This window comes from Streptomyces cyaneus, assembly GCF_004028635.1.
GTDB classification, from domain to species: Bacteria; Actinomycetota; Actinomycetes; order Streptomycetales; family Streptomycetaceae; genus Streptomyces; species Streptomyces cyaneus.
Map to the genome: position 1 here is coordinate 22909 of NZ_RQJW01000026.1, position 15254 is coordinate 38162.

Annotated in this window: 15 protein-coding genes; 12 read left to right on the plus strand and 3 right to left on the minus strand. The window is 71.1% G+C overall.

Annotation, left to right across the window (positions count from 1 at the left end; translation table 11 throughout):
* Positions 1-148: 148 nt before the first annotated feature.
* Entirely contained in the window at positions 149-916 is a 768-nt protein-coding gene (locus EHO50_RS42910) for an AfsR/SARP family transcriptional regulator (protein WP_128437317.1), read from the plus strand.
* Between the two features lie 96 nt (positions 917-1012).
* On the opposite strand, the gene EHO50_RS42915 is transcribed toward EHO50_RS42910, so the two are convergent.
* Positions 1013-1798, minus strand: coding sequence for a 3-oxoacyl-ACP reductase (locus EHO50_RS42915; RefSeq protein WP_128437318.1), 786 nt, complete (start codon positions 1796-1798; stop codon positions 1013-1015).
* 75 nt (positions 1799-1873) lie between these two features.
* Between EHO50_RS42915 and EHO50_RS42920 the strand changes: the two genes are divergently transcribed.
* Genes EHO50_RS42920 through EHO50_RS42955 form a run of 8 tightly spaced genes read left to right on the plus strand, consistent with a single transcriptional unit; the run spans position 1874 to position 9031 of the window.
* A complete protein-coding gene (locus EHO50_RS42920) occupies positions 1874-3283 on the plus strand; it encodes a beta-ketoacyl-[acyl-carrier-protein] synthase family protein (protein ID WP_128437319.1) in 1410 nt (469 codons plus the stop codon).
* A complete protein-coding gene (locus EHO50_RS42925) occupies positions 3280-4503 on the plus strand; it encodes a ketosynthase chain-length factor (protein WP_128437320.1) in 1224 nt (407 codons plus the stop codon). Before EHO50_RS42920 ends, EHO50_RS42925 begins: the two co-directional genes overlap by 4 nt.
* Before the next feature lie 35 nt (positions 4504-4538).
* Positions 4539-4799: an acyl carrier protein gene (locus EHO50_RS42930; RefSeq protein ID WP_128437321.1), complete on the plus strand. Its 261-nt coding sequence runs from the start codon at positions 4539-4541 to the stop codon at positions 4797-4799.
* A complete protein-coding gene (locus EHO50_RS42935) occupies positions 4796-5785 on the plus strand; it encodes an aromatase/cyclase (protein ID WP_128437322.1) in 990 nt (329 codons plus the stop codon). The genes EHO50_RS42930 and EHO50_RS42935 overlap by 4 nt, the downstream gene beginning before the upstream one ends.
* Entirely contained in the window at positions 5782-6675 is an 894-nt protein-coding gene (locus EHO50_RS42940; protein ID WP_128437323.1) for an MBL fold metallo-hydrolase, read from the plus strand. Before EHO50_RS42935 ends, EHO50_RS42940 begins: the two co-directional genes overlap by 4 nt.
* A 10-nt stretch (positions 6676-6685) precedes the next feature.
* Entirely contained in the window at positions 6686-7219 is a 534-nt protein-coding gene (locus tag EHO50_RS42945; RefSeq protein ID WP_128437324.1) for a flavin reductase family protein, read from the plus strand.
* Positions 7220-7238: 19 nt separating this feature from the next.
* Positions 7239-8816, plus strand: coding sequence for an acyl-CoA carboxylase subunit beta (locus EHO50_RS42950; RefSeq protein ID WP_128437325.1), 1578 nt, complete (start codon positions 7239-7241; stop codon positions 8814-8816).
* Entirely contained in the window at positions 8813-9031 is a 219-nt protein-coding gene (locus EHO50_RS42955; RefSeq protein WP_128437326.1) for an acyl-CoA carboxylase epsilon subunit, read from the plus strand. The genes EHO50_RS42950 and EHO50_RS42955 overlap by 4 nt, the downstream gene beginning before the upstream one ends.
* 71 nt (positions 9032-9102) lie before the next feature.
* Here the strand turns inward: EHO50_RS42955 and EHO50_RS42960 are convergent, their stop codons facing one another.
* Positions 9103-10032 (minus strand): LysR family transcriptional regulator, encoded by a 930-nt coding sequence (locus tag EHO50_RS42960; RefSeq protein ID WP_128437327.1) that lies wholly within the window; start codon positions 10030-10032, stop codon positions 9103-9105.
* A 55-nt stretch (positions 10033-10087) separates the two neighbouring features.
* Between EHO50_RS42960 and EHO50_RS42965 the strand changes: the two genes are divergently transcribed.
* Complete coding sequence (locus EHO50_RS42965; RefSeq protein ID WP_128437328.1) at positions 10088-10918, plus strand: oxidoreductase; 831 nt, start codon at positions 10088-10090, stop codon at positions 10916-10918.
* Between the two features lie 200 nt (positions 10919-11118).
* Positions 11119-12696 carry a S8 family peptidase gene (locus EHO50_RS42975; protein WP_128437329.1) on the plus strand — a complete coding sequence of 526 codons (1578 nt, stop codon included), beginning with the start codon at positions 11119-11121 and terminating at the stop codon, positions 12694-12696.
* A 28-nt stretch (positions 12697-12724) separates the two neighbouring features.
* Here the strand turns inward: EHO50_RS42975 and EHO50_RS42980 are convergent, their stop codons facing one another.
* Positions 12725-13885 carry a serpin family protein gene (locus EHO50_RS42980; RefSeq protein WP_246101835.1) on the minus strand — a complete coding sequence of 387 codons (1161 nt, stop codon included), beginning with the start codon at positions 13883-13885 and terminating at the stop codon, positions 12725-12727.
* A 132-nt stretch (positions 13886-14017) separates the two neighbouring features.
* Here EHO50_RS42980 and EHO50_RS42985 point away from each other — a divergent pair, with 132 nt between their 5' ends.
* Positions 14018-15247, plus strand: coding sequence for a DUF4190 domain-containing protein (locus EHO50_RS42985; protein WP_128437330.1), 1230 nt, complete (start codon positions 14018-14020; stop codon positions 15245-15247).
* Positions 15248-15254 lie beyond the last annotated feature (7 nt).

Below are 15254 nucleotides of genomic sequence, written 5' to 3' on the forward strand. Positions count from 1 at the left end.
AGTAAAGTGTGAATCAGCGCAGCTTGCTGCGCTGATTTATATTTTGACAAATAAATGATCTTCTGTGACCCCAACCACATTGAAGTTTGTCAAGTAGGCCTGTTATCGTCGCCCCTAAGAAAACGGAGAATCTCGACGGGGGCGCAGGATGAGATTCAATCTGTTGGGGCATGTTCATGTAATCACTGATACGGGGCGGTTAATTCCGCTTAAATCCTCGAAAGCAACGCAACTCCTGGCGTTGCTGCTGCTCAGACGGCATGAGGTGGTGGGCGCGGGGGTGCTCATCGAGGAACTGTGGGCGGACGATCCGCCGCGCAGTGCCATGACGACATTGCAGACCTACGTCTACCACACCCGCCGGCTGCTGGCGGAGCATCAGGTGACCGGCGAGGAACGGGAGTTGGTCCTGACCCGGCCACCCGGCTACTTCGCCCTGATCGACGACGACGAGCTCGATGTCACCATCGTCGAGCGGCTGATCCGCAACGGCAGCAGGCTGCTCGAGGAGGGCCGGCCCGAGGAGGCACTCGCCTCGCTGAACGCGGGACTGGATCTCTGGCGCGGCCCGGCGCTGTCCACGGTGCCGTGCGGCCGGGTGCTCGAAAGTCATATCGCTCATCTGGAAGAGCTCCGGCTCTTCGGAGTGCAGCTCCGCATCGACGCGAATTGGCGGCTCGGCAGGATAGGGCCGATGATTCCGGAGCTGAGGTCGCTGGTAATTTCACATCCGCTGAACGAGACCCTGCACGCCAAGCTGATGGGCGCGCTCTACCAGGTGGGGCGGCGGGCGGAGGCACTGGCATCGTACCGAAATCTCCGGCAGATACTCTCCGACGAACTGGGGGTGGATCCGACACCCGAAATCCAGCGCATGCATATGGAGATTCTCAACGGTGACCACGTGCTCGCGTAGACACCGGCCGGCCCGTGAACGCGGTGGAGCCCCTCGCAGACTGCGAGGGGCTCCACCGCGTTCACGGACCGCCAGGAGTCGGTGCGCCGCCGGGCGTCAGTAGTTCCCCAGGCCGCCGCAGACGTTCAGCGCCTGCGCGGTGACCGCGGCCGCCCCGTCCCCGATCAGATAGGCCACCATCTCCGCCACCTCGGACGGCTGCACATACCGGCCGATCGGCACGCGCGCGGTGATCCGGTCGAAGGCCTCCTCGGTCGACACCTCCCAGATCTCCGAGTAGTGCTCGCGCACGTTCGCGGCCATCGGCGTCTCGACGAATCCGGGGCAGACGGCGTTCACCGTGATGCCGGTCCTGGCCAGTTCGAGGCCGAGCGCCTTGCTGAAACCGACCACGCCGTGCTTCGACGCCGAGTACGGGGCGGCGTGCACCACACCCTGCTTCCCGCCCGTCGAGGCGATGTTGATGATCCGGCCGGATCCCCGCTCGAGCATGCCGCCGGCCTTCAGGACCTGCTTGGTCACCCGGAACACGCTGGTGAGATTGGTGTCGATCACATCGAGCCAGAGCTCGTCGGCGAGCTCGGCCGTGGCACCGCCACCGGGCCGGCCCGCGTTGTTCACCAGGACGTCGATCGGACCGTAGCGCTCGACGACCGCCGCGACCAGGGCCTCGATCTCGGCGACCGAGCGGACGTCGCAGGTCCGGCCGTCCGCCTCCACGCCCGCTTCCCGCAGCTCCTTCAGCGTCGTGCGCAGCCCTTCCTCGCCGCGCGCGCAGACGTAGACCTGCAACCCCTCCTTACCGAGCCTTCGGGCGATCTCCAGCCCGATACCGCTCGTTGCGCCCGTCACCAGTGCGACCTTCGAGCCCTGCGTGGCCATGTGTCCCTCTCCCTGCTTAGTGGTCCCTCACCTGCCCAGCCTTGGGCGCCAGGCTCGAACGCCGGTCGAAGAGAGGTGGGGTGCGGCTGGGACGCCGCGACGGTGGATCCGGCATCGAGGGGCTTGGTATCGGCCTTCGAGCCGCTTTCGAGTCACGGCGCCGACGATGACGAAGACCACCGGACGAACTCATCGAAGGAGCTGTTCGGATTGAAGCGCAGAGTCGTCATCACGGGCGTCGGCGTCCGCGCCCCGGGCGGGAACGGCACGCGGCAGTTCTGGGAACTGCTCACCTCGGGGCGGACGGCGACGCGCCGGATCTCGTTCTTCGACCCCTCGCCGTACCGTTCGCAGGTTGCCGCGGAGGCCGATTTCGACCCGGTCGCCGAGGGCTTCGGCCCGCGCGAGCTCGACCGTATGGACCGGGCCTCGCAGTTCGCCGTGGCCTGTGCCCGCGAGGCCGTCGCCGCGAGCGGACTCGAGTTCGATCGCCTGGACCCCACCCGGGTCGGGGTCAGCCTCGGCAGCGCGGTGGCCGCCGCGACCAGCCTGGAGCGCGAGTACCTGCTGCTGTCGGACTCCGGCCGTGAATGGGAGGTCGACGCCGACTGGCTGTCCCGGCACATGTTCGACTACCTGGTGCCCAGCGTCATGCCGGCCGAAGTGGCCTGGGCGGTCGGCGCCGAGGGCCCGGTCGCGATGGTGTCCAACGGCTGCACCTCGGGCCTGGACTCCGTGGGCCACGCGGTGCGGCTGATCGAGGAGGGCAGCGCCGACGTGATGCTCGCCGGGGCCGCCGACACCCCGATCACCCCGATCGTCGTCGCCTGCTTCGACGCGATCCGCGCCACCACGTCGCGCAACGACGACCCGGAGCACGCCTCGCGGCCGTTCGACGGCACGCGCGACGGCTTCGTACTGGCCGAGGGAGCCGCGATGTTCGTCCTGGAGGACTACGACAGCGCGCTGGCCCGCGGCGCCCACATACACGCCGAGATACCGGGGTACGCGACGCGCTGCAACGCGTACCACATGACGGGGCTGAAGGCCGACGGCCGCGAGATGGCCGAGGCCATCCGGGTCGCCCTCGACGAGTCCCGCACCAACGCCACGGACATCGACTACATCAACGCCCACGGCTCCGGCACCCGGCAGAACGACCGTCACGAGACCGCGGCGTACAAGCGGGCGCTCGGCGATCACGCCCGGCGCACGCCGGTCAGCTCGATCAAGTCGATGGTCGGCCACTCGCTCGGCGCGATCGGCTCGCTGGAGATCGCGGCCAGCGTGCTCGCCCTCGAACACGGCGTGGTGCCACCGACCGCGAACCTGCACACCAGCGACCCCGAGTGCGATCTCGACTATGTCCCGCTCGAGGCACGAGAGCGGAAGCTGGGGACCGTACTCACCGTGGGCAGCGGCTTCGGCGGCTTCCAGAGCGCCATGGTCCTGCGCAGCGCCGAGGCTGCGGGGGCTGTCGCATGAGCATCCTCATCACCGGAGTCGGCGTCGTCGCACCCAACGGTCTCGGCCTGGAGCCGTACTGGGCGGCCGTGCTGGCCGGCCGCTTCGGCCTCGGCCCGGTCACCCGCTTCGACGTGAGCCGGTACCCGGCCACGCTCGCCGGCCAGATCGACGACTTCCACGCGCCGGACCACGTCCCGGGCCGGCTGCTGCCGCAGACGGACCCCTCCACACGGCTCGCGCTGACCGCCGCGGCCTGGGCACTCCAGGACGCGAAGGCCGACCCGGAGTCGCTGACCGACTACGACATGGGCGTGGTCACGGCCAACGCCTGCGGCGGATTCGACTTCACGCACCGTGAGTTCCGCAAGCTGTGGACCGAGGGCCCCAAGTCGGTCAGCGTGTACGAGTCCTTCGCATGGTTCTACGCGGTGAACACCGGCCAGATCTCCATCCGGCACGGCATGCGCGGCCCGAGCAGTGCCCTGGTCGCCGAGCAGGCCGGGGGCCTGGACGCCCTCGCCCATGCCCGCCGCACGATCCGCCGCGGCACCCCGCTGGTGGTCTCCGGCGGCGTCGACTCGGCACTCGACCCCTGGGGCTGGGTCTCACAGCTCGCCGGCGGGCGGGTCAGCACCGCCACCGACCCGGCCCGGGCCTATCTGCCCTTCGACGAGCAGGCGGCCGGCTACGTCCCGGGCGAGGGCGGCGCCATCCTCGTCCTGGAGGACAGCGCCGCGGCCGAGGCCCGGGGCCGGCACGAGACGTACGGGGAACTCGCGGGCTGTGCCTCGACCTTCGACCCCGCCCCCGGCTCCGGACGGCCCCCGGGCCTGGAGCGCGCGATCCGGCTCGCGCTGACCGACGCCGGGCTCGGCCCCGAGGACGTCGACGTCGTGTTCGCCGACGGCGCGGGCGTACCCGAGCTGGACGCCGCTGAGGCCCGGGCCATCGGCCAGGTGTTCGGCAGCCACGGCGTGCCCGTCACCGTCCCGAAGACGACGACCGGTCGCCTCTACTCCGGCGGCGGCCCGCTCGACGTGGTCACCGCCCTGATGTCCCTGCGCGAAGGCGTGATCCCGCCGACCGCGGGCGTGCGGTCCGTACCGCAGGAGTACGGCATCGACCTGGTGCTCGGAGAGTCGCGCACCGCGCCCCTGCGCACCGCCCTGGTCCTGGCCAGGGGCCGCTGGGGCTTCAACTCGGCGGTCGTCCTGCGCCGCCCCGAACCGACCTCGTAGCCACCCCATAGCGACACCGAGAACTGGAGACCGTAATGGCAACCCTGCTGACCATCGACGACCTGCGCCGCGTCCTCATCGAATGCGCGGGTGAGACGGACGGAACGGACCTGTCCGGGGACATCCTCGACACCCGCTTCGAGACCATCGGTTACGACTCGCTCGCCCTGATGGAGACGGCGGCGCGGCTGGAGAGCCGCTACGGCGTGGCCATCCCCGACGACGTCGCGGGCCGTGTCGACACCCCTCGCGAGCTGCTCGACCTGGTCAACGGCGCGCTGGCCGAGGCAGCATGAGCCGGCCGGAAGAGCACCGGGTGGAGCACCGGGTGGTCCACACCCGCAAGACGCCGGCCCCGGCGCGACGGCTGTACGAGCTGGTCGCGCGGGCCGAACTCTGGCCGGCCGTCTTCGAACCCGCGGTGCATGTGCGGATCCTGGAGCGCGACCGGGGCACGGAACGCTTCCAGATCTGGGCGAGCGTGGCCGGCCAGGTGAAGACCTGGACGTCCCGCCGGACCCTGGACCCCGATGCCCTGCGGGTCACGTTCCGGCAGGAGCGCACCCAGCCGCCCATCGCCTCGATGGGCGGGAGCTGGGAGTTCCGGGAGGACGGCGGCGGCACCGAGATCGTGCTGACCCACGACTTCGCCGCCGTCGACGAAGCCGCCCTGCCGGGACTGCGCGCGGCGCTGGACGCGAACAGCGAGAAGGAGCTGGCCGCGCTGGCCCGGCTCGCGGAGCAGCAACACCCCGTCGAGGAGCTCCTGTTCACGTTCGAGGACACGCTCCAGGTGCCGTCCGCCGACGACGCCTACGCCTTCATCGAGCGCAGCGACCTGTGGCCGGACCGGCTGCCGCACGTGGGGAAGGTGACGCTGACCGAGGAGGCGGCGGACACCGGTTCCCCCGGCGTACAGGACATGACCATGGAGACGGTGACCGCGGACGGCAGCACGCACACGACCCGTTCGATCCGGCTCTGTTTCCCCGGCGAGAGCATCGTGTACAAGCAGCTCGTCCCGCCCGCCCTGCTCTCCGGACACAGCGGCGCCTGGCTGTTCGACAAGAACGACAAGAACGACAAGAACGACAAGGACACAGTCACCGCCCGCCACACCGTGGCGATCGACCCGACCCGGATCGAAGAGGTCCTGGGCGAGGGCACGACCGTCGCCGACGCCCGCGCCTATCTGCGTGAGGCGCTCGGCGCCAACAGCCGGGCCACGCTCAACCACGCGGCTGCAGCTGCAGCCGCCGCTGCTGCCAGGCCGGCGCCATGACGGCCGCCGTCCATGAGGTCGCCGAGGGGGTCTACGCCTACGAGCAGGCCCCCGGCGGCTGGTGTGTCAGCAACGCGGGCATCGTCGTGGGCGGCGACGGCGCCCTCGTCGTCGACACGCTGTCGACGATCCCGAGGGCGCGGCGGCTGGCCGAGACGGTCGACAAGCTCGCCGCGGGCCCGGGCCGCACCGTGGTCAACACCCACTTCCACGGCGACCACGCGTTCGGCAACCAGGTCTTCCCGCCGGGGACGCAGATCATCGCGCACGAGGACATGCGGACCGCCATGGTGACGACGGGCCTGGCCCTCACCGGGCTCTGGCCGCGCGTCGACTGGGGCGAGATCGAGGTGACGCCGCCGACCGTGACCTTCCGCGACCAGCTCACCGTGCACGTCGGCGAGCGACGGACCGAACTGCTTCGCGTCGGCCCCGCGCACACCGACCACGACGTGGTGGTCTGGCTGCCCGAGGAGCGGGTGCTGTTCGCCGGGGACATCGTCATGTCGGGCGTCACCCCGTTCGTGCTCTTCGGTTCGGTGTCCGGCACGCTGGCCGCGCTCGACCGGCTGGCGGAGCTGGAGCCCGAGGTGGTCGTCGGCGGGCACGGCCCGGTGGCGGGACCCGAGGTGCTGGATGCCAACCGGGAGTACCTGCGCTGGGTCCAGCGGCTTGCCGCCGAGGCGGCCGACAGCGGACTGACACCGCTCGAGGCCGCGCGCGAGGCGGACCTCGGCACCTACGCCGACCTGCTGGACGCGGAGCGCCTCGTCGCGAACCTGCACCGGGCGCACGAGGAGCTGCTGGGCAGGCCCCCGCGGGACGCCATGGAGATCTTCTCGGAGCTGGTCGCCTACAACGGTGGGCGGCTGCCCACCTGCCTCGCCTAAGGAGTCAAAGATGGCCGCCGACCAGGGAATGCTCCGGGACGCCATGGCCCGGGTGCCCGCCGGGGTGGCGCTCGTCACCGCCCATGACCGCGGGGGAGTCCCGCACGGATTCACCGCCAGCTCGTTCGTGTCCGTCTCGATGGAGCCGCCGCTCGCGCTGGTCTGCCTGGCCCGTACGGCCAACTCCTTCCCGGTGTTCGACAGTTGCCGCGAGTTCGCGGTGAGCGTGCTGCGCGACGACCACACCGAGCTGGCGATGCGCTTCGCGCGCAAGTCCGCGGACAAGTTCGCGGGCGGGGAGTTCATCCGCACCGCACGGGGAGGCACCGTGCTCGACGGGGCGCTCGCGGTCGTCGAGTGCACGGTCCACGAGCGCTACCCGGCGGGCGACCACATCATCCTGCTCGGCGAGGTCCAGTCCGTGCACGTCGAGGAGAAGGGGGCGCCGGCGGTCTACGTGGACCGCAGGTTCGCCGCCCTGTGCTCGGGGACGGGCGCCTGCCTGGCCGCCGCCGAGCGGGGCGCGCACGCGCACGCCGGCTGAGGAAACGTAAGGGGGAACCATGTCCGTGACCGACGAGGTGACCGGTGAGCTGACCGGCGAGCACCTGGCCGGCCTTGCTCGGATCCGGGCGCAGGCCGAGGCCGGCCCGGGGGAGCAGGCGACCCGGGCGCAGCACGCCAGAGGGAAGCTGACGGCCCGGGAGCGGATCGCGCTGCTGCTGGACCCCGGCTCCTTCCAGGAGGTGGAGCAGCTGCGCCGGCACCGGGCGAGCGGCTTCGGCCTCGAGCACAAGCGGCCGTACACGGACGGAGTGATCACCGGCTGGGGCACGGTCGACGGCCGCACGGTCTTCGTCTACGCGCATGACTTCAGGATCTTCGGCGGCTCGCTCGGTGAGGCGCACGCCGCGAAGATCCACAAGATCATGGACATGGCGCTCTCGGCGGGCGCCCCGCTCGTCAGCCTCAACGACGGGGCCGGGGCACGGATCCAGGAGGGCGTGTCCGCGCTGGCCGGCTACGGCGGGATCTTCCGGCGCAACACCCGTGCCTCCGGGGTGATCCCGCAGATCTCGGTGATGCTCGGCCCGTGCGCGGGCGGCGCGGCGTACTCGCCGGCGCTGACGGACTTCGTGTTCATGGTCCGCGAGACCGCGCAGATGTTCATCACCGGCCCGGACGTGGTCAGCGCCGTCACCGGCGCGCAGCTCACCCAGAACGCGCTGGGCGGCGCGGATGTGCACGCCTCCACGTCCGGTGTGGCGCACTTCGTGTACGAGGACGAGGAGACCTGTCTGGCGGAAGTGCGCTACCTGCTCTCCCTGTTGCCGTCCAACAACCGGCAGAACCCGCCCGTCCACCCCACGGACGACCCGGTGAACCGGCTCACGTCCACGCTCTACGACCTGGTGCCGCAGGACGGCAACCAGCCGTACGACATGCACAAGGTGATCGAGGAGCTCGTCGACGACGGCGACTGGCTGGAGGTCCACGAGCGCTGGGCCCGGAACATCGTCTGCGGCCTGGCCCGGCTGGACGGCCGGGTGGTGGGCATCGTCGCCAACCAGCCGCAGACGCTGGCCGGGGTCCTGGACATCGCGGCCTCGGAGAAGGCCGGTCGCTTCGTGACGATGTGCGACGCCTTCAACATCCCGATCGTGACCCTGCTCGACGTGCCGGGCTTCCTGCCCGGGGCGGACCAGGAGCACGGCGGCATCATCCGCCACGGCGCGAAACTCCTCTACGCCTACTGCAACGCCACCGTCCCCCGCGTCTCGATCGTCCTGCGCAAGGCCTACGGCGGCGCGTACATCGTGCTGGACTCCCAGTCCATCGGCGCCGATCTGACCTTCGCCTGGCCGACCAACGAGATCGCGGTGATGGGCGCGGAAGGCGCGGCCAACGTCATCTTCCGGCGCGACATCGCCGCGGCCGACGACCCCGAGGCCAAGCGCGCCGAGATGGTCAAGGAGTACAAGTCCGAGCTGATGCACCCGTACTACGCGGCCGAGCGGGGTCTGGTCGACGATGTCATCGACCCGGCGGAAACCCGCGAGATCCTGATCCGTTCGCTCGCGATGCTCCGTACGAAGCACGCCGACCTGCCGTCGCGCAAGCACGGCAACCCCCCGCAGTGAGCGCCACGGCCGGCGCGGTCGCCGCCGAACTCCGCGTCGAGAAGGGGCAGGCGAGCGCCGAGGAGATCGCAGCCCTCACCGCGGTCCTCCTCGCCCGAGCCGCCGCCCGGCCCGACTCCGCCACGGCGCCCTGCGCCGACAGCACGGCGGGCTGGCGCCGCCTGGAACGCACACCGGGCTTCCGCGCCCCGCACAGCTGGCATGAGTCAGGGTGATGGGCGGCGCCCCTCACTGGAGTAAGTGAGGGGCATGGCACGGAAGTTGATGCCGTGTGCGGAAGCCGACGCTATGTCATGAGGCCCGCAAGCCCGGGCCTCGGCACCCGCCGGCACGCCTGCGCATACGCCCGCACCAGCGGCCGCCCCTCGTCCTCCCTCCGCCAGGCCAGCGCGTAACGGCTCGGCGAGAGCCTGCGTACCGGGCGCGTCACCACCCCGCCCAGGGTGATGAGGGGTGCGTTGCCCGTCGCGACCAGGCAGATGCCGAGGCCCGCGACCAGTGCCTCGTACGTCTCCTCCGTGCTCGCGATCTCCGCACCGATCCGCGGCGCACGGCCGCCCCGCTCCTCCAGCGCCAGCCAGTAGTCGCGCAACGGCCCCGCGCTCGCCGGCAGGGCGAGAAACGGCTCGTCCAGCAGGTCCCTGAAGTCGATCTCCGCCCGGGATGCGAGCGGGTGGGACTCCGGGAGAGCGACCAGCCGGGGCTCCTGCGCGACCACCGTCCAGGCGTAGCGCTCGGCGTCGGGCAGGGGCAGCCAGACGAAGGCCACGTCGGCGTCGCCACCGGCCAGGCCCGCCGTCGGGTCCTCCCAGCTCACCTGGCGCAGGCGCAGGACCGTCTCCGGGTACGCGGCGGTGAAGCGGGAGCGGATCGCCGGGAGCAGGCCACCGCGCCCCGGGCTGGTGCTCATGCCGACCACCAGTGTGCCGCGCGCCGCCGCCCGGGCGGCCTCCAGCGCCGCCGCCCCCTCCGCCCAGGCGTCCAGCACCCGCCGCGCATGCGGCAGCAGGGCCAGGCCGGCCTCGGTCAGGGCCACGCCCTGCGGATCGCGGCGGAACAGCTCCACGCCCAGCTGTCGCTCCAGCGCCCGTACCTGTTTGCTGAGCGCGGGCTGGGAGACGTACAGCCGCTCGGCCGCGCGGGTGAAGTGCAGCTCCTCGGCCACCGTCACGAAGTAGCGCAGGTCCCGCACATGAACGTCCATCGTCATAACCATCGGTTATCAGCGTGGGTCTTGGACGCGCAACCGGCGCTGGTTGCAGGCTTGTGCCATGAACAAGGTCTGGATGATCACAGGGGCGAGCAGCGGATTCGGGCGGGCCATCGCGGAGGCCGCGCTCGCCGACGGTGACGTGGTGGTGGGTGCGGTACGGCGGCCCGAGGGGCTGGACGACCTCGTGGCCGCGCACCCCGATCAGGTGGAGGCGCTGCGCCTGGACGTCACGGAGACGGGGGCCGCCGAAGCCGCCGTACGGGACGTGATCGCGCGCCACGGCCGCATCGACGTCCTGGTCAACAATGCGGGCCGCACGCACGTGGGCGCCTTCGAGGAGACCACCGAGCAGGAGTTGCGCGCGTTGTTCGACGTGCATGTCTTCGGGCCCGCCGCCCTCACCCGTGCCGTACTGCCGCACATGCGCGAGCGGCGCTCCGGCGCGATCGTGCAGATGAGCAGCATGGGCGGGCAGATGTCCTTCGCCGGCTTCTCGGCGTACAGCGGAACGAAGTTCGCCCTGGAGGGCCTGTCCGAGGGCCTGGCGGACGAGGTCGCCGAGTTCGGCATCAAGGTGCTGATCGTCGAGCCGGGTTCGTTCCGCACCGCACTGTTCGAGACCGGCCGGGCCGGGGCCAGCACGGACAGCGGCCTCTACCCCAAGGTGAGCGACACCCGCGGCTTCGTCTCCGACGGCGACGGCAGCCAGCCCGGCGACCCGGCGAAGGCGGCGGCCCTCATCCTGGCCGCGCTGGAGGCCGAGCAGACCCCGCTGCGGCTGCCGCTGGGCGACGACGGGGTGACGGCTGTACTCGGTCACTTGGACCAGGTGCGCGCGGACGTCGCCGCCTGGGAGAAGCGCACTCGCGCGACTGCCTTCGACGACTGACCGGTTACCTACTGGGGCCTCTGCACGGCGTCCGGCCTCCCCCGCGGGGGCGGAGTTCGCCGTGCAGGGCCCTTGTGCAATTCCTGTGGAGGCCTCAATCTTTCGGCTGACACACAGGAGAGGCACAGCGAATTGACATGCCCCTGCCGTCTCTGGTGTCACCCCCACAAGCGCACCACCACTCGAGGAGGACCCCTCAGATGGCAGTGATGCGTAACTCCCGAAGAGACAACCGGCGAAGACTGGCCGCCCTCAGCGCCGCGGCCACCGCGGTGCTCACCGCGGGCCTCGTCTCCGCTCTCCCCGCCGCGGCCGCTCCCGAGGGCCGTATCCAGTACGCGGGCGCGGCAGACGCCGTTGCCGACAGCTACCTCGTGAACCTCAAGGCGGACCACGCCCGTTCGGGCTCCAAGGCCGGGCGCGCCCTGGTCGAGAAGTACGGCGCCGACATCGAGCGGACGTACAAGAAGGCCCTCAACGGCTACGCGATCGAGGCGTCCGAGGCAGAGGCCAAGGCGCTCGCCGCCGACCCGGCCGTCGCCTCCGTCGTCCAGAACCGCACCTTCAGCATCGACGCGACCCAGACCAACCCGCCCTCCTGGGGCCTGGACCGCATCGATCAGAAGAACCTGCCGCTGAACAGCTCGTACACCTACCCCGACTCGGCCGGCCAGGGCGTGACCGCGTACGTCATCGACACCGGCGTCCGCATCACCCACAGCGACTTCGGCGGGCGTGCCTCCTACGGCTACGACGCCATCGACAACGACAACACCGCCCAGGACGGCCACGGCCACGGCACGCACGTCGCGGGCACCGTCGCCGGGACGTCGTACGGCGTCGCCAAGAAGGCGAAGATCGTCGGCGTCCGCGTCCTCGACAACTCCGGTTCGGGTACGACCGCCCAGGTCGTCGCCGGTATCGACTGGGTCGCCCAGAACGCGGTGAAGCCGGCCGTCGCCAACATGTCCCTCGGCGGCGGCGCCGACTCCGCCCTCGACACGGCCGTACGCAACGCCATCGCCTCCGGCGTCACCTTCGCCGTCGCCGCCGGCAACGAGTCGACCAACGCCTCCACCAGGTCGCCCGCCCGCGTCACCGAGGCCATCACGGTCGGCGCGACCACGAGCGGCGACGCGCGCGCGAGCTACTCCAACTACGGGTCGGTCCTGGACCTGTTCGCGCCGGGCTCGTCCATCACCTCGAGCTGGAACTCGAGCGACTCGGCGACCAACACCATCTCCGGTACGTCGATGGCGACCCCGCACGTCGCGGGCGCGGCCGCGCTCTACCTCGCCGCCAACCCCTCGTCCACCCCGTCCCAGGTCGCCTCGGCCCTGACGTCCGCCGCCACGACCGGCGTCGTCACCAGCCCCGGCACGGGCTCGCCCAACCGGCTCCTCTACGTCGGCGGCGGCACGACCACCCCGCCCGGCCCGCGCTTCGAGAACACCGGTGACTACGCGATCGCCGACAACTCCACGGTCGAGTCCCCGGTGACGGTCTCCGGCGTCTCCGGCAACGCGCCCTCGGCCCTGGCCGTCGAGGTGCACATCGTCCACACGTACATCGGCGACCTCCAGGTCCAGCTGATCGCCCCCGACGGCACGGCGTACACGCTGAAGTCGTACGGCACCGGCGGCAGTTCGGACAACATCAACACCACGTACTCCGTGAACGCCTCCTCGGAGGCTGCCAACGGCACGTGGAAGCTCCGCGTCAGCGACAACGCGAACCTCGACACCGGGCGGATCGACGCCTGGGCCCTGCAGTTCTGACCTCGCGTCTGCTGACCCCGCGTCAGGGTCAGTAGTCCTCCTCGTCCTCGCGGTACGGCACCGGGTCCGTGACCCAGCCGGCCGCGAGGACGAGCCGCGTGTGGCGGTGCAGGGCGAGAAAGCCGAAGGGGCGGTCGAAGACGGCCTTGACGCTGGTGGTCACCCAGCGCAGTGCGGGCGGTGCGCTGCCCGGGGCGGTGGAGAAGGCCGTCACCGCGGCCGCCCGGAAGCCCAGGGCGCCGAACTGCGCCATCGCGGACTGCCCAGCCGAACCGACGGCCAGCGGGAAGTCACTGACGCCGGGGAAGTGGCCGCGGCTCGTGTCCATCGCCGTCGTCAGGCCGAACACGCGGTGCAGCGCCAGCAGGTCGTGGCGAGCGCTCATGTCGAACGCCACCGTCCTCATGTCCAGCGTCGGCGGTACCGGGCGGGTGTTGCGCTCCTTCACCACCCTCAGTCCCGGTCCCACATCGCCGTAAGGGAGTTGCGGTCCCGGCACCACCGGGTGCCTGCGCGCCAGGACGTCCACCCCGGCCCCCAGCACCTCCCCGGCCGTCATCCCCTCCTCGCCGAGCAGCAGATGCACGTCGATCGCGTTGTCGCCCAGCACCTTCAGCTCGGTGACATGACCGGCCGGTGTGTCCGCGACCCCGACCCGGTCCAGCAGCTCGCTGCGGCGGCGCAGGCCGAGCAGCGTACGGTCGCTCCAGGGTCCGTTCTCCGGCGTCATCGGCCACTCCCAAAAGCGCCGCAGCCATTGAGTCCGCAACGCCAGCGCACTCGCCAGCACCAGATCGGTGTCCTCGGCCGGCAGGACGGGCATCTCTTCGATCAGCCCACCCGTCCGCTTCACCGCCCAGGCGTCCAGCGCACCCTTGTCGGCCTGCGCGTCCCCCGTCAGCACCCCGTGCGCCTCCGCGGGCAACCCCGCCTCCCACCGCTCCCGCAGCTCCAGCGTCCGCTTGGTCCACAACCCGAGCGCCGAGTCCAGCCCCCGCATCGCCCCCAGCAGCTCCCGCGCCGCGCCCGCAACTTCGTCCGCCGGCAGCCCCACCGCGTCCGCCAGCTCCGCCCGCGCCGGGCCACCCGCCCCGTCCGCCAGGAACGCGAGCAGCGGCCACACACCCGCCGCCGAGAAGACGGTGCCGCCTTCAGAAGCCCCCGAAGCCCTCGCCCACCGGACGGACAACCCATTGACCGCCCGGATCGTCGTATTCGTAAGCCCGATTACGTCCCCCCTCGCCCCGCCCTTACCATTCGCCCAGTCGTACGCCAGTTCCCACCGCCCGGCACCGCCGCCTGAACCAGGAGCACGGTACCCGTGTCCATACCTCCGCCCTCCGGACCCCAGCAGCCACAGGGGCCCCCGGAGCAGCCCCAAGGGCCGTACGCGCAGGGCCAGTACCCACCGCCGTCGCCGTCCCCCTACGGCGCACCCGGTGCCCCGGGACCGTATGCGTACCCGTACCACCCCTACGGCCCCTACGGCCGTCCCGCGCCCGTCAACGGCGTCGCCATCGGCGCCCTCGTCCTCGGCATCCTCTGCTTCGTGCCGGCCGTGGGGTTGGTGCTGGGGCTGATCGCGCTGGCGCAGATCAAGAAGAAGGGCGAGCGCGGCAAGGGCATGGCGATCGCCGGTTCCGTGCTGTCCTCCGTCGGGCTCGCGCTGTGGGCGCTGGCGCTGTCCACGGGCTCCGCCTCCGACTTCTGGGACGGCTTCAGGGACGCCGCGAGCGGTCAGGGCACCGCCTACGCGCTCGCCAAGGGCGACTGCTTCGACACGCCGACCGGCAACCTGGAGGGCGACGCCTACGACGTCGACGAGGTGCCCTGCGCCCGCGAGCACGACGGCGAGGTGTTCGCCGTCGTCACGCTGCCGGGCGGCTCCTTCCCGGGTGACGACGAGGTCGAGCGGACCGCCGACGACAAGTGCTACGGGCTCCAGGACGGTTACGCCATGGACACCTGGGCCGTACCGGACGACGTGGACGTCTACTACCTCGTCCCGTCCCGGCAGAGCTGGCGCATCGGCGACCGCGAGATCACCTGCCTGTTCGGCAGCACGCAGGAGAACGGCAAGCTGACCGGCTCGCTGCGCGGCGACTCGACGACCCTCGACGCGGACCAGATCGCCTTCCTCTCCGCGACCAACGCCATCGACACCGCGCTGTACGAGGAGCCCGAGGAATACCCCGAGGACGACCTGGCGGCGAACCAGGCCTGGGCGAAGGACGTGGAGGCGGAGCTCGGCGAACAGATCGAGGCGTTGCGTGGGCACACCTGGCCGGCCGGTGCCAAGAGGCCGGTCGCCGACCTGATCGAGGAGATGCGGGACGCGCAGAAGGACTGGGCGCGGGCGGCCGCCGCCACCGACGCGGACACGTACTACACGCACTACGACAAGGGGTACGAGTACGTCGACGGCCCCACCACAGTCACCGCCCGCAAGGCTCTGGGCCTGGACACCACCGCGCCGACGTACGAGGACGACTACGAGAGCGGGGAGGGGAGTGGAGAGGAGAGCGGTGGCGCGGGTGGCCTCGAGGTGTGAGCGCGGC